Origin of the sequence: Leptospira montravelensis (assembly GCF_004770045.1) — a bacterium.
In the GTDB taxonomy this organism is placed as follows: domain Bacteria; phylum Spirochaetota; class Leptospiria; order Leptospirales; family Leptospiraceae; genus Leptospira_A; species Leptospira_A montravelensis.
Genome location: NZ_RQFO01000004.1, coordinates 605276 through 623218, shown reverse-complemented (window position 1 = coordinate 623218; position 17943 = coordinate 605276). Strand labels below are relative to the sequence as shown.

20 protein-coding genes are annotated in these 17943 nt (G+C 39.2%); 10 read left to right on the top strand and 10 right to left on the bottom strand.

The features are described from left to right. Positions 1 to 34 precede the first annotated feature (34 nt). The 3 genes from metW to EHQ31_RS03865 are packed head-to-tail and all read right to left on the bottom strand — an operon-like array spanning position 35 to position 3098. Complete coding sequence (metW, locus tag EHQ31_RS03875; protein WP_135569745.1) at positions 35 to 652, bottom strand: methionine biosynthesis protein MetW; 618 nt, start codon at positions 650 to 652, stop codon at positions 35 to 37. Further along, complete coding sequence (gene metX / locus EHQ31_RS03870) at positions 649 to 1785, bottom strand: homoserine O-acetyltransferase MetX (protein ID WP_135569743.1); 1137 nt, start codon at positions 1783 to 1785, stop codon at positions 649 to 651. Before metX ends, metW begins: the two co-directional genes overlap by 4 nt. 8 nt (positions 1786 to 1793) lie before the next feature. Next, the gene (locus EHQ31_RS03865) at positions 1794 to 3098 is read right to left on the bottom strand and encodes an O-acetylhomoserine aminocarboxypropyltransferase/cysteine synthase family protein (protein ID WP_135569741.1); all 1305 of its coding nucleotides are present in this window, start codon (positions 3096 to 3098) and stop codon (positions 1794 to 1796) included. A 156-nt stretch (positions 3099 to 3254) separates the two neighbouring features. On the opposite strand from EHQ31_RS03865, the gene EHQ31_RS03860 reads away from it, so the two are divergent. Next, positions 3255 to 4850: a hypothetical protein gene (locus EHQ31_RS03860; protein WP_135569739.1), complete on the top strand. Its 1596-nt coding sequence runs from the start codon at positions 3255 to 3257 to the stop codon at positions 4848 to 4850. Here EHQ31_RS03860 and EHQ31_RS03855 read toward each other — a convergent pair. The 4 genes from EHQ31_RS03855 to EHQ31_RS03840 form a co-directional block, all read right to left on the bottom strand. Beyond that, positions 4840 to 5562 carry an RsmE family RNA methyltransferase gene (locus EHQ31_RS03855; RefSeq protein WP_135569737.1) on the bottom strand — a complete coding sequence of 241 codons (723 nt, stop codon included), beginning with the start codon at positions 5560 to 5562 and terminating at the stop codon, positions 4840 to 4842. The two genes, EHQ31_RS03860 and EHQ31_RS03855, sit on opposite strands and share 11 nt — an antisense overlap. 3 nt (positions 5563 to 5565) lie before the next feature. Beyond that, positions 5566 to 5967, bottom strand: a complete 402-nt coding sequence (locus EHQ31_RS03850) for a hypothetical protein (RefSeq protein ID WP_244247256.1) — start codon at positions 5965 to 5967, stop codon at positions 5566 to 5568. Positions 5968 to 6051: 84 nt separating this feature from the next. Beyond that, positions 6052 to 6885, bottom strand: coding sequence for a flagellar-coiling protein FcpB (fcpB, locus tag EHQ31_RS03845; RefSeq protein WP_135569733.1), 834 nt, complete (start codon positions 6883 to 6885; stop codon positions 6052 to 6054). A gap of 121 nt (positions 6886 to 7006) precedes the next feature. Then, complete coding sequence (locus EHQ31_RS03840) at positions 7007 to 8257, bottom strand: AAA family ATPase (protein ID WP_208652731.1); 1251 nt, start codon at positions 8255 to 8257, stop codon at positions 7007 to 7009. An 86-nt stretch (positions 8258 to 8343) separates the two neighbouring features. On the opposite strand from EHQ31_RS03840, the gene fliN reads away from it, so the two are divergent. From fliN to EHQ31_RS03825, 3 genes are all read left to right on the top strand, one after another. Then, positions 8344 to 8859 carry a flagellar motor switch protein FliN gene (gene fliN, locus EHQ31_RS03835; protein ID WP_135569731.1) on the top strand — a complete coding sequence of 172 codons (516 nt, stop codon included), beginning with the start codon at positions 8344 to 8346 and terminating at the stop codon, positions 8857 to 8859. A 32-nt stretch (positions 8860 to 8891) separates the two neighbouring features. After that, positions 8892 to 9344 (top strand): GNAT family N-acetyltransferase, encoded by a 453-nt coding sequence (locus tag EHQ31_RS03830; protein WP_135569729.1) that lies wholly within the window; start codon positions 8892 to 8894, stop codon positions 9342 to 9344. Between the two features lie 189 nt (positions 9345 to 9533). Then, positions 9534 to 10010: an RNHCP domain-containing protein gene (locus tag EHQ31_RS03825; RefSeq protein ID WP_135569727.1), complete on the top strand. Its 477-nt coding sequence runs from the start codon at positions 9534 to 9536 to the stop codon at positions 10008 to 10010. A 33-nt stretch (positions 10011 to 10043) separates the two neighbouring features. Here EHQ31_RS03825 and EHQ31_RS03820 read toward each other — a convergent pair whose 3' ends face one another. From EHQ31_RS03820 to EHQ31_RS03810, 3 genes are all read right to left on the bottom strand, one after another. Beyond that, positions 10044 to 10964 carry an SPFH domain-containing protein gene (locus EHQ31_RS03820; RefSeq protein ID WP_135569725.1) on the bottom strand — a complete coding sequence of 307 codons (921 nt, stop codon included), beginning with the start codon at positions 10962 to 10964 and terminating at the stop codon, positions 10044 to 10046. Position 10965: 1 nt separating this feature from the next. Next, a complete protein-coding gene (locus tag EHQ31_RS03815) occupies positions 10966 to 11886 on the bottom strand; it encodes an SPFH domain-containing protein (protein WP_135569723.1) in 921 nt (306 codons plus the stop codon). Positions 11887 to 11977: 91 nt separating this feature from the next. After that, positions 11978 to 12433, bottom strand: coding sequence for an NfeD family protein (locus EHQ31_RS03810; RefSeq protein ID WP_135569721.1), 456 nt, complete (start codon positions 12431 to 12433; stop codon positions 11978 to 11980). Positions 12434 to 12525: 92 nt separating this feature from the next. Here EHQ31_RS03810 and EHQ31_RS03805 point away from each other — a divergent pair, with 92 nt between their 5' ends. Genes EHQ31_RS03805 through fliM form a run of 6 tightly spaced genes read left to right on the top strand, consistent with a single transcriptional unit; the run spans position 12526 to position 17930 of the window. After that, a complete protein-coding gene (locus EHQ31_RS03805; protein WP_135569719.1) occupies positions 12526 to 12954 on the top strand; it encodes a heme-binding domain-containing protein in 429 nt (142 codons plus the stop codon). Continuing rightward, positions 12951 to 14381, top strand: a complete 1431-nt coding sequence (argH, locus tag EHQ31_RS03800) for an argininosuccinate lyase (protein WP_135569717.1) — start codon at positions 12951 to 12953, stop codon at positions 14379 to 14381. Before EHQ31_RS03805 ends, argH begins: the two co-directional genes overlap by 4 nt. Before the next feature lie 2 nt (positions 14382 to 14383). Further along, complete coding sequence (locus tag EHQ31_RS03795) at positions 14384 to 15265, top strand: peptidylprolyl isomerase (protein ID WP_135569715.1); 882 nt, start codon at positions 14384 to 14386, stop codon at positions 15263 to 15265. Then, positions 15262 to 15861 carry a hypothetical protein gene (locus EHQ31_RS03790; RefSeq protein WP_135569713.1) on the top strand — a complete coding sequence of 200 codons (600 nt, stop codon included), beginning with the start codon at positions 15262 to 15264 and terminating at the stop codon, positions 15859 to 15861. Before EHQ31_RS03795 ends, EHQ31_RS03790 begins: the two co-directional genes overlap by 4 nt. 60 nt (positions 15862 to 15921) lie before the next feature. Next, on the top strand, positions 15922 to 16908 hold the full coding sequence (locus EHQ31_RS03785) for a hypothetical protein (RefSeq protein ID WP_135569711.1): 987 nt from the start codon (positions 15922 to 15924) through the stop codon (positions 16906 to 16908). Continuing rightward, the gene (fliM, locus tag EHQ31_RS03780; RefSeq protein ID WP_002974265.1) at positions 16905 to 17930 is read left to right on the top strand and encodes a flagellar motor switch protein FliM; all 1026 of its coding nucleotides are present in this window, start codon (positions 16905 to 16907) and stop codon (positions 17928 to 17930) included. Before EHQ31_RS03785 ends, fliM begins: the two co-directional genes overlap by 4 nt. The last annotated feature ends 13 nt before the right edge of the window (positions 17931 to 17943 follow it).

Genomic DNA, 17943 nt, shown 5'->3' with positions numbered 1-17943 from the left:
AATTCAATTATAGATAAGAAAGATTTACGTTCAATTAAGCTCTTATTACAAATAAAGCTAAAGTAGCAAATAAGTTAGGGAAAAGTTTGATTTGCCTAGTCCTATTAAAAAAAGCTCTATGTAAAACTTTAATCCTTTCAAACTCACAAAAATCCTCAAAGTCTTTTCCTGATAAATAATGTAAGTTAGGTGTGTCATACCAATGGAAAGGCATAAGATCGGTAACAGGCGTTTTTCCGCTGAGAAGGATGGATGCACGAATTTGCCAATGGGAAAAATTTGGAAAAACTATGATCACTTGTTTTCCAATACGCAAACATTCTTTAATAATCTCTCCAGGGTTTAAAGTCTGCTGAATGGTCTGGTTCAATATGACAAAATCAAAACTATGATCCAAATGATGTTTTAATCCATCATCAATATCTCCATGATGAACATATAAACTTTTTTTAACACATTGGATGATACATTTATCATCTTTTTCGATTCCCTGGACACGGACTCCCTTGTTTTTTAAAATTAACATGAGTTCGCCGTAACCACAACCCAAGTCCAAAACTCTTTCTCCAGGTTTGATTAAATTCGCAATATAGGAAATATCTGGTCTATTTTTTAAATCCAAACCAAGGGCTTCGTTTGTGTGAATGTTCAAAGGAAAACTCCTTCGTCCGTAGAACTTAAAAAATCTCTGAGGATCGAATCTTGTTGTTCACTTGGTAATAAAAAACTATCATGTCCTGCCGGATTGTTGAGTTCCACAAAACTGACAGGTACTGCATTTACTTCCAGAGACTTAACTATTTCTTCCGATTGATAAGGTGGATAAAGCCAGTCTGATGTATAGGCGACTACTAAGAATCGGCATCTAACTTTCGCTAGAACTTTGGTTAGTTCTTTTCCTGTCCCTAGACTAAAATGATCTAAGGCTTTCGTTACATAAATATAAGAGTTTGCATCAAAACGGTCTACAAAGGATTCCCCTTGGTAAATCAAATAACTTCCCACAGCAAAATCAGTGGATTGGATATTTCCTTTGGGTGGTTTACGTCCAAATTTCTCTCTCATCATTTCATCACTAAGATAAGTGATGTGTCCCATCATCCGTGCAAGAGCCAGTCCCTTGGAAGGTCTATTTTCCTGAGTGTACAATCCTTGGTTCCAGTTTGGATCTGAAAGGATGGCTTGTCTTCCCACTTCGTTAAAAGCAATTTGTTGGGCGGAGTGTTCGGAGGATGATGCCATCACAATGCAATTTTTTAATCGATCAGGATATGCCACTGACCATTGTAAGGCTTGCATTCCTCCCATTGATCCGCCTGCCACAGCAAATAATTTATGAATTCCAAAATAACTGATCAGTTTTTCCTGAGCATTAACCATATCTCCAATGGAGACAAAGGGAAAGGTGGATTGAAAAGGTTTACCTGTTTTGGAATTAGTTGTCAAAGGTCCGCTAGAACCTTTACAACCTCCAACTACATTAGAAGAAATGATAAAATATCGATTGGTATCAAAGGCTTTACCTGGGCCGATATAAAAATCCCACCAACCTGGGCGTTTGTCACCTTCATGGAATCCAGCAGCATGTGCATCTCCGGAGAGTGCGTGACAAACAAGGATCGCATTGTCCTTTTTTTCGTTGAGTGTGCCATAAGTTTCATAGGCGATTTCGAGAGGAGTGATGGTTTCACCCCCCTCTAAAGTTAAAGAGTCAAATTGAATACTCTGAGTGTATACGACACCTACGGATCCGTGGGAAAACTCGTTCTTTTCGGAGGTAGGCATAGTCTTAATCAGATATTTTTTAATGCCTCTTCCAAGTCTACCAGAATGTCATCGATGTTTTCAAGTCCAACACTCAATCGAACAAATCCTGGAGTGACCCCTGCTGATATTTGTTCAGGACCTGTCAACTGTTGGTGCGTTGTGGAAGCTGGATGAATGGCAAGAGACTTCGCATCACCAATGTTAGCGAGTAAACTGAAAAGTTCCAATCCATCTATGAATTTTTTGGCTTTTTCCACTCCACCTTTGATTTCAAATCCAACAATGGCACCGAAAAGTCCACGTTCATGGTATTTTTTAGCCGTGTCGTAGTTTTTGTTTGAAGGAAGGCCTGGATAGTTGACCCATTCCACCTTTGGATGTTTTGATAAGAATTCTGCTACTTTTAAAGCATTAGCAGAATGGCGTTCCATACGGAGTGGTAGAGTTTCTACGCCTTGCAAAATTTGCCATGCGTTGAATGGAGAAATTGCAGGACCGAGGTCTCTTAGACCTTGTACTCTTGCTTTTAAAATAAAAGCGATATTGACTCCACCGAAGGGTTCGAACTTCCCAAAAACTTCCCAAAATTTTAATCCGTGGTAAGAAGGATCTGGCTCAGTAAAGTTTTTAAATTTTCCATTTCCCCAATTGAAACTTCCACCATCGATGATGATTCCACCAATAGAAGTTCCGTGACCTCCTAAAAATTTAGTGAGAGAGTGTACTACAATGTCAGCACCGTGTTTGAGCGGGTTCACTAAATAAGGAGATGGCATTGTATTATCAATCACAAGAGGAACACCCACTTCTTTAGCCACTTTACTCACTGCGGCAATGTCGAGAGTATCTAACTTAGGATTTCCTAGAGTTTCTGCATAAAAGGCCCTTGTTTTATCGTTAGAAGCTTTGCGAAAGTTTTCTGGATCTGATTGATCAACAAAGTGAACTTTGATACCAAGTTTTGGAAATGTATAATGTAGAAGGTTGTATGTTCCGCCGTATAAGGAAGAAGAGGCGACGATTTCTTGGCCTGCTTCCACTATGTTTAAAAGAGCTAACATTTCTGCACTTTGCCCTGATGCCGTCGCAAGAGCTGCAACACCACCTTCCAAAGCCGCTACGCGTTTTTCTAAAACGTCAGTGGTTGGGTTCATCAAACGTGTATAGATATTTCCGAACTCTTGTAGACCAAAAAGCCTTGCAGCATGATCCGTGTCTTTAAACACATAGGATGTGGTTTGGTACAAAGGTACTGCCCTTGAAGTTGTAGTAGGGTCCGGTTCTTGTCCCCCGTGAAGTGCGATGGTTTCTGGTTTAAAATTACGTGGCATAAATTCCCCCAATGGTCTGACCTACTGTGAGGCTACTCTCTCATTCGTCAAGAAAATATCCAATAAAATAGAAACTTGATCTGTTTTATTGGAGGCCTGGTTTTGAGATTATTTCTTATTTTCAGGGTAAAACCTTACGATAATGAGTGTATCGTGATGAAAAACCGGCTAATCCAAGGTCTAGGAATCTTTTTCCTATTACCCATACTTGTACTGGAAGCACAAGTATGGGTTCCGACGGGAACCGAATCTAGGCGCGCCTCTGCCTTACAGTTTGATGCGGGTGGTACGAGTTTTAAGAAAGATTATTACGGATACATTTCTCCGAATTTCACCTACAATCACGGAAGTAATTTTGGTTATTCCTTTTCTCTTCCCATCAATGTTTTGGCCGTCGATAAAGACCCGCTGCAGCTAGATAGTAAAACTGGCAAAATTCGAGAGATGGATTATAACAGTAAAAATGATTACTCGAGAGTATTAAATTATATATCTTATGGTACTTATAACCAACAAATTCCAGGAAAAGTAACTTACTCAGCTTACACTGGTAAGATGGTGGATGGATATATTGGTCACGGAACCATTGTAAACAAATACCAAAGTTCTTCACGGTTTGATGCTTACAATCCTGGGGTTATGGCTGATTTGAATACTGATTATGTTGGAGTTCAATACTTTGCTAATTCCGTTGTAAACTTTGAAGTGAATGCCGCAAGGGTGTATATAAAACCTTTAGCAATTGGTAGGTCTTTATTTTCATTATTTGATAAATCATCGGATTTGGTTTATTTAATGAATCTTAGAGGAAATGTATTAGATGAATCAGGGCGACTCAGTGTTGAGGAAGAAGCTGGTAGCGAAGAATTAAAAAACAAAAAAGCAGAAGAAGCCAGAAAAAAGGAAATTCGTCCTATAAGTAAAGACTCACGGATGGAACTAGTAGACAACGATCCTTGGTACAATCGTTTGACGATCGGTTATACAAAAGCTTGGGACAGGGCAGCTCCTGTTCAAATGTCATATAATACAAATGGATCCCCAGTGACCGAAAAAAACTTGGACAATCCCAAAACAGCTCAAGTGACTCGTGCCTCCATTGAAGGAATGGATATTGAATATCGTCTTCTTAATCTACCATTTGTGGAATTCACACCGTATTTAGATTTTAATAAAATCAAAGGTTTGGATGGAGCCCAAGGGACACACTACGGAAGTATATTCCGACTAGGTACAAAAGATTTGAATATCATTCTAAAGCCAGAGTTTCGCCAAATGACTGCAAACTATGCACCAATGTATTTTGATAGTTTTTATGAAGTGGAAAGATTTCAAAAATTTCCGGTTTCTTCCCCCCTTCGTCCTAAATATGAATATTTAGAAAACCAGTCCAATTCCAAAGTAACCGGTTATTATCATACGGTTTATATCAATTTTTATCATTTAGGTTTTGAATTTGCTGTTGAGGATTATGGTCTCAAAGGAAATAAACGTGTGTTCGCTGCAGCTTATATTCCGCTCGGATCCTCATTTTTAATGTCTTTTTATTATACAAAAAAAGGTTATGAATCACAAGGAAAGGCTTTTGATTTAGACAATAACACACAAGCTGCTGCCGAAATTTCTAAATCTTTCGGTCCAATTGTTTTAAGATTACAAAACTACCGAAAATACTATTTAGATAGCAGTGAAAAATCTTTTGTTAGTATTGATGAAATTCGATTTTTAGTCTCTGGTGGAATTAGTTTCTAATCGAAAACAAATGGTGTAATAGGGCAGAGTATGCAAATTCTGTTCTAAGATTTATTTTTCCCAAACTTACGATTTGGAAATTGTTTTCATGAAAAAATAAAAGGTCGTCTGGTTTCCATCCAGATTCAGGTCCAAAAACATACAGATTAGTTTCCAAAAATCCATTTTTGGATTTAAATATCGACTGGCAGTTTTCACCTTCTCTATCTAAAACAAAAACATTTCCCTTCCAGTCCTTTAAAAAATTTTTCCAAAGAAAAGACTTTTCTTGAATTACAAAAGGTAACCGACTATTTCCCGTTTGGCTAAGACCTGTTTCTAAGTAGGATGCTGATTCTTTCGTGTAAACTGGTGAAGTCCAAAACTCTTTGTTTTTTGTTTCAGTAGCATAAAAATATATGGAATCCACTCCGTATGCTCCGCTTAGGTGGAATATCTTTTTTCCCGTTTGAGGCCTAGGTAAAGAAAAGAAAGTATGGATAAGGAGGGGTTTTAAAACATTAGGGATTGGATTTACTTTTTCTAAAGTGGTAGAAGATTCCGATATAGATTGAATTTTAAAAATATAATTACCTGAACCTGGAATTACAACTTGTATCTGGTCATTTGTTATCTTTTTTAATATGGTTCGGATATGAGTATGTCTTTCATCCGATAGTTGTATAAAATGGTTTTGAACAAGTTCCTCTTCATAAATAAGAATCCAATTCAAAGTTTAAATCTCAAAATTAGGTTTTGTTTCTGGTTGGGATTCTTCGATTGAATCGTTAGGAACTGATTCCTCATCCGGTCCTATTAATGGAGATTCCCACTGGTTTTCTTCTTTTAAATCAGGTTTTGGAGTTTCCGGTAAACTAGTCCACTTCCAAAAATACAAAAACAATATGGCAATGAGGACTATCGGAATGATTCGAAATTCTCTTTTTTGGGGTCCTTGTTTCGATTTAAAATAATCAATGGGTGCATATAGTAAATCGATGATTAACTCTTTATAACTTTGAAACGAGGGTTTGAATTGGAAAGAGGGGATTGAATCAGAGGTATCTTGAAAATCCTCTGTCGATTCCAAATCGGGTACATACGTAAAACGATGAGAACAAACTGGGCATTGTACCAAAATGGTTCCCTGTGTAGCAGGGAACCTTAACATCGTGGAACAATTCGGACATTGTTTAACGAGATTCAATGAAGAACCTTCGTTTTAGTATTTTAAAGAACTCTTAAGTGCTTCTACGTTTTTCTTGTAGTGTTTATTAGAGTCGCGATCGTTATAATCGAAAAGTTTTGTAAACAATTTGTCGAAGTAGTCCAAATTCTTGAAATAGAATTGTTTTTTGAAATTATTTCTAATTGGGTTTGTTTTTGTATTCTCTACATTTGCAAGAATGTATTTACCAACACCTTTTTCAGAAGGAGTTTCTGGAGTTCCCCAAACAGGATAATCATCGTGTTGGTAGAAAAGCTCAATTTTTTCATTATGTGCAGGTGTTCCGTTAGGTGCAACATCAGCAATCACAGAAATGATTTTATCTTCTAAAACAAAATTGTTTTGGTAAATATATGTTCTTACTTTTGTAAGGTTACGAGGTTGTTCTTTTCTTGGATCTGGATCCGCATTGTTCGCACCTTCAAAAAATAGTTCCATCTTTTTGAATTTAGCGCCAAGGTTTTTTCCTGATCTTCCGTCTTCACTTCCAACAAAGTCAAAAACTTCTAAATGTAAACAAGTGTTATCTTGTGCTTCTTGTTTGTCTGCTGCTTCACATCGTTCTCCATCTGCACTTGGTTTTCCTTTGTAAAGGACAGTGCGGTGAGGGAGAGTTCTTACTTTCATCTTAAATAAAACTGTGTGCAAACGAAGACGTTTGTTCACTTCAGAAATATTATCATCCAGTTCTTTTTCTGTCTCAGAGATGGATTTACCGGATTGAGTGGGATCAATTCCAGCGGATGTGGATCCTGTTTCCGAGCTACCAGTTTGAGCGAAAACCCCAAAGTTGAGCAAAAGGATGGGGAGAATTAATTTTATTTTCATGTCCGAATCTTCCTAAAAGGTTAAATTGAGGATACCAAGGAACGACCGATGGTCGTAAACAATTATCCTGTAAAAATTATCGGTATTTCACCTAGAAGATTGAAGCCGAAACTATTACTTTTTAGCGTTTCCATCCAAAATCCGGGAGGGATTCTAAATAAAAGGAAATTTCTGGAGCCTGCAAAATTTCGCCTTTTTCCCAATTTTTCGTGATCCACCGCCGTTCTACATAGTCGCAATAATCCTTTAAGTTTCTGCCCGAAGCCCCTTCTAAGGCTTCTGCTAATTTCCTATGGTCGTTTTTGCTTAATTGTTTGGCATATCCTAATAAAATTTGGGCCCTTTCCTCCTGATTTGGCAAAGGAAAATAGATTTTTCTATCAAACCGGGACAAAAGTGCGGAATCAAGGTCGTGTTTTCGGTTGGTGGCTCCAATCGTAATCGTACCACTTCGTTCGGCAAACCCATCTAGTTTTCGGAGGAGAACACTCAGTAAGTTTCTTGTCGCTTCAAATAACCCATCCTCTCTGGATGTGGCAAGGGAATCAATTTCATCCAAAAAAAGCATACATTGCGGAAATAGAGCAGCAGCATCAAAAACCATCGCCAAATTTTGGGAAGATTCGCCATAGTATTTACTTAAAATCGATTCGATGGGTACATAAACCATTGGGACCCCACAAAGATGGGAAACAATTTTTGCCATACTGGTTTTTCCCACTCCCGGTTCTCCTTCGAAGAGGACAGCACGAGGTAGGTTTGGACTTGGTTTATTACGTGTGAGTTTGGTGATTTCTAAAAATGGTTCTGGTTTGAGAATCGGAAATACCAAACTTTCTAAAATTTGATCTTTTACACCCTCATAACCAAAAATAGAATCAAATCCCAATTCATTTCCTTTCGCTTTTTCTAAATGGGGATCATACACTTCGGCTCCCAGTTGGTGGAGAAGGACTCTTGGGTCTTTTGTGGTTCCTCCTTCCGCTTTAAGAAACTGAAAGAGATTGAGGACGGTTTGTATTTCCTTGGTAGAAAAATCTCCGTGTTTCGAACATTCTACCTTTAAATCTGATTTAAAAGAAAACCGAATCCTAAATTTGCCGGAAAGGTTCCTTTGGGGTTCAAATAGGTTTTCATTTAATGCTTGGATACTGATATATCCTTCTTCAAAATTATAAATGCGAAAGTTTTCGATATAATTTCTCACAATTCCTATGCAGTCTAGGATTTTGTCTTTGCTTGCATTTTCTGTCCGAAATCGAAATAGGGTTTCCTCTTTTTCCTGAACAAACTGATAATTTGCATTTTTTAGTTCAGTAGCGAAGAGTTCCTTTGCTTTAAAGTAATCCGGATGGGACTGGGAATTGGACATAAGGAACAAAATGCGGAACTTTCCCTTTTTTTTCAAGGAAGGAATTTGATTTCCACCGACGAATAGATTGGAGAGGTTGCAAAGATATGGGTGAAGGTTCACTATCACAAGAAGACATAGACGCGCTACTCGGCGGATTTGGCGGTGGTGCCAATGCCCCTGCTGGTGGTGGTTCAGGCGGCGGCGGTCTTGATGATTTGGATGCCCTGGTTGGCGGAGGCGGCGGAGATGATAATGGTCCTTCTTTTGCAGACATAGCGGCAGCCTTAGGTCCCAGTGCGACTCCATCACCGGCAAGATCGGGTGCAAAAACTCAATCTGGTTCCGGCAATAATACTGCAAACCTCAACTTACTATTAGATGTTACCTTACAGTTAACCATAGAACTCGGAAGAACAACTATGTTTATCAAAGATGTTTTGCAACTCACGGAAGGAACAGTCGTGGAGTTAGATAAAAATATTGGGGAAGAACTCGATATCTTAGCCAATGGCAAACTAGTTGGCCGAGGAAAACTTATCATTTTAGATGATTACTATGGGGTACAAATCACTCAAATTGTAGATCCAATGGAAAGACTGGGTGGCCCCGCCTTTTTATAAATTGATTTCATTTTAATTTTACTCAATAATATATGAATTTTGAATCACCATATCAATTGGAACGGATCACAAATCCATCCGAAGATTTACAATCAGAACTCTGGAACCTACTGCATGAATACAGCATATCTAAGTTAGGTGATTCAAACCTCGAAAAAAAAGAATTTTTTGCCATCCTTGTCAAAGAGGGAAAAACTCTTGTTGCTGCGTCCCTTTGTTATTTATTTTTTAAAGGTTTAAACCTCCAACTCTTATGGGTCGCAGAAGAAAAGCGGGGAATGGATTTAGGAACCAAATTGCTTATTCAAATCGAAGAAGAGGCCAAAACTCTAGGTGCCACTTTGGTATTTGGTTATTCATTTGGGTTCCAAGCCCCCAAATTTTACACAAAATTGGGTTATAAAGAAGTAGGTATGATCCCCAATTACCCAGAAGGTCAGAATTGTTATTTCCTTTGCAAAAAGTTGACAACCGATTCTCCTTGACACCAATTCTTCCTCTTTCAAATTGTATCTTATGTTAACTCTAGCCATTGTGTAGACCGCCAAAACGGTGAACTTGTTTTGGATACCCCGCCTAAATTCAATTAGGAGGCGGCTATCTTCGCACAGGCGGTCTATTCCTCTCATCCACTGTTTTGGTTTCCTCTTTTTGTTTTGCCGCAAAAACTGGATATGGTACGTGAATCCGAACTATCTAAATTTCAAAAGTTCTCAAAGAAAAAACGTTTTGATGATGAAGACGAAGACGTTTCATTGCAAAAACTAAAAATCAAATCTCACAGGTTTCGTTCCGATATAGAGGAATTCCGCTGTGTGGAATGCAAACAAATGGTGTTTCCTCCCGGTTTTGGAACTGACCAGAGAAACCATTGTCCCAATTGTTTGACAAGTTTACATTTGGACAATTCTCCTGGAGACCGAGCTGCGATTTGTGGAAGTAAGATGGAAGCAATTTCCATTTGGGTGAGAAAAGGGGAATGGGTGATTTTACATCGCTGTAAAGGTTGTGGGGTGATCCATGCCAATCGCATTGGGCCAGATGACAATGAAGCCCTACTTGTTTCCCTTGCTGCGCAAGCAATGGCAAAACCAAGTTTTCGTTTGTTTAGAGAAAATCCGGTGGAAGACCCACCGGATGACAAATGTTAAACAACATTTCCTGTATTCTAGGAATGTGTCCTATTATGCTTTTGGTTTTTTCCCTTCGGTTAAGTTGGCAATGAGGTTTGGTAAATTCATCACATCCGCTGGGATGAGGATTTCCGTATTCTCTTTGGCAACATTGAGGAAGTTGTGGATAAAAGCTTTTGTGATTTGGAGTTTGATCGCCGAAGCTCCTCCTTGGTCGGAGATAGCCCCTGCGATGGATTCAATCCCTTTGGCAGTGGCTACGGCTAGGGCTTCTATTTCAGTGGCTTTACCTTCGGCAGAGTTGATCCTTCTTTGTTTTTCCCCTTCCGATTTGTTCACCGCTTCTTCTTTAAAACCGAGGGAGCGGTTGATTCGTGAATCTCTTTCCCCTTCAGAAAGAAGCACCTGGGAACGTTTGGCGATCTGTGCTTTCTTTTCTTTTTCCATGGCATCAAGAACCGATTTCGGTGGAACAATATTCAAAATTTCATATCGATTGACTTTGATTCCCCAAGGTTCTGATGCTTGGTCAATCGCTGCTACAATCGTAGAATTGATTAAATCTTTTTCACCAATGGTTTTGTCTAGTTCCATCGTTCCGATGACAGAACGCATCGTAGTTTGTGCGAGTTGGATCGCTGCAAATTGGAAATCTTCGATTCCGTAAGAAGCACGAACGGGATCAATGATTTTTAAATAAATCACTCCATCTACCTTCACCTGTACGTTGTCATGCGTGATACAAATTTGTGGTTGTACATCGATGGACTGTTCTTTGAGAGTATGGTAATAAGCATCACGATCAATAAAAGGAATGAGGATATGAAATCCTGCTCGTAAACTCCGAGAGTATTTTCCCAATCGTTCCACAATTAATACATCTTGTGCCGGAATGATGCGAATGCAGCGAAAGATTTTATAAATCAAATAAATGGCAATGATCGACCAAAAACCTAAATATGCAAATTCCATACTATTCTCCTACCTGTGGGATTTTTGTGGTGATTTTGGAAAGGCCTTCAAACACTCCACCAATGTTTGCTAAAGTTTCTGGAACCACTGTCGTTTTCGATGTTTTTAGAATTTGACCAAGGGCATCCAAATACTCTTGGGTGATTTGTAAACTCACAGCTTCCTTCCCACCTTTTTTGCTAATGGCTTCCGAGATGAGTTGTAAACCTTTTGCCGTTGCATTGGAAATGAGTGTGATCTCTTGGGCACGTCCATCGGCTTCATTCACCAATCTGATTTTTTCCCCTTCGGAAATGTTGATTGATTCTTGTCTTTCCCCAACCGAATGATTCACGCGAGCTTCCTTTTCTCCTTGGGAGATGGTGATCTCGGCTCGTCTTTCCCTTTCGGATTTCATTTGGTTTTCCATCTCCAGTAAAATTTGTTTGGGCGGAGTGATATTGCGAATTTCGTATCTTGTAACTTTGATTCCCCAAGGATCGGTAGCACGATCAATATTGGAAACCACTCGGCCATTGATTTCATCTCGTTCTGAAAGTAGGTTATCAAAAATTAATTTTCCGATTTCAGAGCGAAGAGTGGTTTGGGCAAGTTGGGTTGTTGCCAACATAAAGTTATCGATTCCATAAGATGCTTTTTCGCCATCGATGACTTTTAAATACAAAACTCCATCCACTTCAACGGATACGTTATCCCTAGTGATACAAACTTGTGGATCAATATCGATGGTTTGTTCTTTTAGGTTTTGGCGGTAACGAATTTGGTCTACAAATGGAATCATAAAATAAAATCCCGATTTTAAAACCCCGTTCAAAACTCCTAATCTTTCTTTAACATAAACACTTTGTTCTGGAACAATGATGATTGTTTTTTTGATGATATATACAACTATCAAAAATACAACAATGACGGAAGCACCCATAGTTTCTCCTTTGTGACGTTTGAGCCTACAATGTAAGGAAAAAGAGAAAAGGGTTTTTTTATTTATGACCGAAAAAAAAATGAATACTTTCTTAGGAATCCACACGTTCCACAGTGAAGGTAAGATTTTCTCGAGATAGAATGCGCACATAATTGCCTTTGGGAATTTTGGAATCTTTAGAAACTGCATCCCAAAGGGTTCCTTGGAATCGAATTTTTCCGCCATGTCTGTCTACTAAGATATCAATTTCTACAGGAACAATTTGATTAAGAAAATCATCTTGGATAAATGGATCCACAGAGGATTCAGATTTAAAAAAACGTTTTATGGCAGTTCCGCCAACGAGGATCGACACAAAACTTGAAATGACCCAAACAATTACTTGGGTATAAAATTCGATAGGCAATAAACGAGCCAAAATCCCTGTAAATATGGCACCAATTCCTAAAAACATCACAAAGGTTCCCGGCAGGAGAAATTCAGAAAACAATAATGTAATTCCTAGGAAAATCCAGATATACGGTGAGTTTACAAAAATAAAATCCAAAGGGAACCTCTAAAGAAAAGGAATATGGAATTCTAGATAAGGCAAGAAAAATAATACTTTGATTTCGGAGGAAGACATAGAACCTGTCTTGTGTGAAACGAATTTTCCTTATTTTACTAGGAGTCTTTCTCCTCCTCCAATTTTTCCCAATCGATCGTTCCAATCCTCCTGTCAAATCGGAGATCCAAACGAGTACAGAGATTAAAGAAATCTTAAAACGAAGTTGTTACGACTGCCATTCAAACGAAACAGTTTGGCCGGCTTACTCTTATATTTTTCCTGCCTCTTTGCTTATTTCTCACCATGTGGAAGAAGGAAGAGAAGAATTGAATTTTTCAGAGTTTGGACTTCTTGCAGAAAAGAAACAAAACAAAAAAATCTACGAAATTTGGGAACAAGTGGATGAAGGGGAGATGCCTCCCAAAGACTATCTTTTGTTACATCCAAACTCAAAGTTATCTGACAAAGATAAAGAAATTTTAAAACAATGGTCGGACCGTTTCAGTGAGGAATCGGAATGAAAGAAAAAAAATTATGGGGGGGGCGATTTGATGCACCTCCATCCTCGCTAATGATTCGCATTGGGGAATCGATCAGTTTTGATAAAGAACTGTATGCTCACGATATCGAAGGATCCATCTCTCATTCACGAATGTTGAAACGAATTGGAATCCTTACCGAATCAGAACAAAGAAAAATTGAAACAGGGCTTGGGCAAATCAAAAAGGAAATCGATTCCGGAAAATTTGAATTCAAAATCGAAAATGAAGACATTCATATGTCTGTGGAATCTCGCCTAACAGAACTTTTGGGTGATTTAGGAAAAAAATTGCATACTGGCCGCAGTCGCAATGATCAGGTTTCTCAAGATGTACGATTGTATATCAAATCAGAAGTGGGGTCTATTTTAGTATACCTTCTGGATTTACTTGTGGCCTGGGTCACGAAAGCAGAAGCCCATACAAAAACCATCATTCCTGGTTACACCCATTTACAAATCGCCCAACCCATTCGTGCCTCCCATTATTTTTTATCTCATTTTTGGGCCAATGTTCGCGACTTTGAAGATTTTTTAGATGCCTACGAAAGGGCTGATGAACTGGTATTAGGATCTGGTGCACTTGCCGGTGTCAATTATTCCACAGACAGAGATTTTCTAAAAAAAGATTTATCTCTTTCTAGGATTTCGGAAAACTCTATGGATGCTGTGAGCCAAAGAGATCATATCTTTAAATTTCTTTTCGCTTCCTCACAGTTTATGATCCATGCTTCGCGATTTTGTGAAGAAATTATTTTATATACATCGCAAGAATTTAGTTATTTTAAACTCCCGGACCACCTAACTACAGGTTCGTCCATAATGCCGCAAAAGAAAAACCCCGATGTGGCAGAACTCATTCGAGGAAAGGCAGGACGAGTGATCGGGAGTTTAACTCACCTCCTTGTGATGGTAAAAGGAACGCCCTTATCGTATAACAGGGATTTTCAGGAAGACAAACTCCCGTTATTTGATACAGTCAAACAAATCAAATTGAGTATTGAAGGTGTTCGGGATATGGTAAAGGGAATCCAAGTATTTCCAGAAAATGCCACAAAAAGCCTTCGTTCTGGATTTTCTACGGCCACAGACCTTGCCGATTGGCTTGTCAGTGCTAAGGGAATTCCATTCCGAACCGCACATGAAATTGTAGGTGAGTTAGTTAAAAATTGTTCGGCAAAAGGTTATGATTTATTTAACATTCCTAGTGGGGAAAGGGGACAAATCCATGCGGTGCTTACCGATCCGGGATATGAGGCTGCCATTTCGCTCGAAACATCTTGTGACAAAAAAGATGTGATAGGAGGAACGGCATTCCCTCGTCAAAAAGAACAAATCAAACGGGCCAAGGCAAAAGTAAACGAATTGACCAAAAAGCTAAAATCGATAGAATCTAAGGTTAAAAAGTAAATATGAATTCAAAGTTGTTCCAGAAAGTCGTTTTTTTCACCATTCTCTTTTTGTCTGTTTCGCAAACCATCCAATGTAGTGACCAAAGATTTAAAAAGATCACCTACGAGCCAATTTCGTATTCACCTTCAAAGGTCATAGTCAAACGACAAGATGTTACTTCCCTCAAACTGCCTGAGAAACCTGCCATTTATGCGGTATTCAATACCAGTGCTGGAGATTTAGTTTTGGAACTTTATGATACAGCGGCACCGAAAACAGTTCAGAATTTTATCGATTTGGCCCAAGGAGAAAAAGAATTTCAAACTGACAAAGGTGCCGAAAGACGACCATTTTATGATGGTCTAAAATTCCACCGTGTCATCGAAAACTTTATGGCGCAGGGCGGATGTCCTAGAGGTGACGGAACTGGTGGTCCGGGGTACCAAACCGAAGATGAAATCAATGCCAAGGCTTTAGGTTTAGACAAACTTAAAATCAAAGATGCTCCCCAATACCAGTCTCAATTGCAGAGAGCTGTCCTTGCGGAATTTAAAATCCAATCCAGAGCCGAGTTTGAAGAGAAACGGACCGAAGTAGAAAAAGCTTACCAAGAAGCAATGGAATTACCTGTTTTAGAAGTATTACACCGAGTGGGATATCGTTATAACGAAGTCCTCCCAAGTAAAAAAGCACTACGCGGGTCATTGGCAATGGCTAACGCTGGTCCCAATACCAACGGATCACAATTTTTTATCAACCAAGTGGATACTCCCCATTTGGATGGACTACATACTGTATTTGGATTTTTGGTTTCGGGGTACGATGTTCTTGACCGAATCATTGAAAAAGGAAATTTACAGACAACCATTCGTAAGGTTGTGATCATAGACAAACGCCAATGAACTACTTAGAAGGAATTGAAGTCATACAGAAATATACATCTGGTTCTTCCGTAGAACCAGTGTTAAAATTTATTATGACAGTTCCTCATAATGAAGAAGCGTTTGCGAACGCACTGGATGAAATCGGGGGAATCAATCGTTATCCCGATACCTTTGTGGGTCTTCTTAGTTTTATTAGTTTCATTCTTGGCCAAAAGTCCAAAATGAACCAACTGTATGAAACGGCCCTGGAACGATACGAATCCTTAAACCAGGTCACAGCCAAACGGCGACCAACCGAAGAAGAATCCAAGATCAAACGGACCTTAACGGACTTTATTTTAAAAATCGAGAAGGTATTTGAAATTCAGGATTTAACAGATGAGAGTTTGGTTAAGGAACTCAACCGATTTGTTTCCGAGGCAAACCTTTATGGTGTCACAGACAATGAGATCAAAAACCTAAAAGTTTCCTCCAAAACTGTGGCGCTTGTAGAACCCCATTTGGACAAACAGAGGGAAAACTACTACCAATACAAAAAACTAAGTTCTGTCATGACAAGGCTCATTCGGATTGCCGATTACATTCTGGCAGAAGCCAAAATGGGTACAAGTTAAGGATTTTATGTCCTAAAAATTCTTTCGGAAAACTCAAGTCCTGCCGAAATCTTTAAGTGTATGCGGTCTTTCCGAACATTTATTCTTTTAGGTATTCTTTTGGTCAGATCCCTTGTTGCCTTTCCAGACCGAGATGCACGCGGAGAGAGGATCGATAATTTTGTCTCCCTCCAATCCAAAATCAGTCTTTCTTTGACAAAAAGAAGTTACCAATTCGGAGAAAGAGTCCCGCTGACCTTCACCATCACCAATACAGGAAAGGAAGTTGTCCGCATTTTCCCTTCCTTTGATTACAGATACTCCTTTCAAATCATCGTAAAGGATGAAAATGATCGGATTTTGACTCCCATCGAAGATCCGGAATTTCCAGATCCCATCCTCAAACGTAGGACCACTATCGTGAATTTAGTGGGAGATGAAAATAAGGAAGTAAGCCTTCATCGCAATGAATCCTTTTCCAAAACCATTTATTTGGATGAACATTATAGTTTTTTACCAGACCAAAAGTTTTATGTAACTGGATACTTTTATCCAAATTATACAGAAGATAAATCTGCTTTTCTTCGTTCCCAGAATACAGTGGGTTTTCTTTTTCAAAATCCAAAAGCCGAGAGAAAAGAAACTGTCACTCGCCAAATTACGGAGAATGGTGGGCTTTCCCCGGAAGAAACCATCTTCCTATTTCTCGGTGCGGAGATGAAAAAACATTGGGAATACCATTTTAAGTGGATCGACTTTTCGGAATATATTTTAGCTTATGATCGTTTCAGCAGTGCTTATACCGAAGCGGGGGTAGGAGAACGAGAAACTATCATTGAGGACTTTAAAGAGTATTTGACGGAGACACCCTCCGGTGTTTTAAAATACTTTAAAGTAATGAATGTGGACTATCCCTCCAAAAGAGATGCAAGAGTCCAGGTCTATGTAGAAAGAATGATGGGTCGGTTCAAAACAAGGTACGAATATATATACACCTTGCGACAAGATGAAGGAAGCCGTGTTGGATTTTGGCAGATTAAAAACTTACTCGTAAAGGTAAAAAAATGACGGAAATCCTTTCCCAAGACGAAATTGATGCCCTGTTAAACGCCATCTCCTCGGGCGAAGTTTCCGAGGATGAATATTCATCGGTGGGGGAACAGAAGAAAGTCAAAATCTACGACTTCAAACGTCCGGATAAATTTTCAAAAGACCAAATTCGTACACTACAGATGATGCACGAGACCTTTGCTCGTTTGGCGACCACTGGACTTTCTGCGCAGTTACGAGCCCTTGTTGTGGTGCACGTGGCATCAGTAGACCAGTTAACTTACGAAGAATTCATTCGTTCCATCCCGAACCCAACCACACTTGCGGTGATCAATATGGACCCTCTTCGCGGGTCTGCGATTTTAGAAATTGACCCTTCGATTTCCTTCACTATCATCGATCGTCTGTTTGGTGGTAAAGGGGAATCATCTAAGGTCAACCGAGAACTTTCGGATATCGAGTTATCGGTAATGGAAGGGATCATTGTAAGGATTCTTGGAAACTTACGTGAGTCTTGGTCAACGGTAATTGACCTACGTCCAAGACTTGGTAACATTGAAACAAACCCGCAGTTTGCTCAAGTTGTTCCTCCCAATGACATGGTGGTATTGATTACCCTCGAAACGAAAGTGGGAGAAGTGGAAGGGATGACAAACCTTTGTATTCCTTACATCACCATTGAACCAATTATTAATAAACTTTCAGCGCAGTACTGGTATTCCTCAATTCGTAAAGGGGAAGTGGATGAAAACCGAGCCGTCATCCAAGAACGTCTCGACCAGGTCAAAATCCCTCTCATTTCCGAAGTGGGAAGTGTAGATATTTCCTTGAATGACCTCATGAATCTACATGTGGGTGATGTGATCAAACTGGAAAACACACCGATTAAAACCGACCTTATGGTAAAGGTAGGGGATCGTAGTAAGTTCAAAGCCACGCCAGGCCGAGTAGGGAACCGTCTTGCCATCCAAATAGGAGATAGCATTGAGGACATTCCAGACGAACTTCTCGGATCCACGAGATCGGAACAAGAATACTGATTTTTCGCTAAAC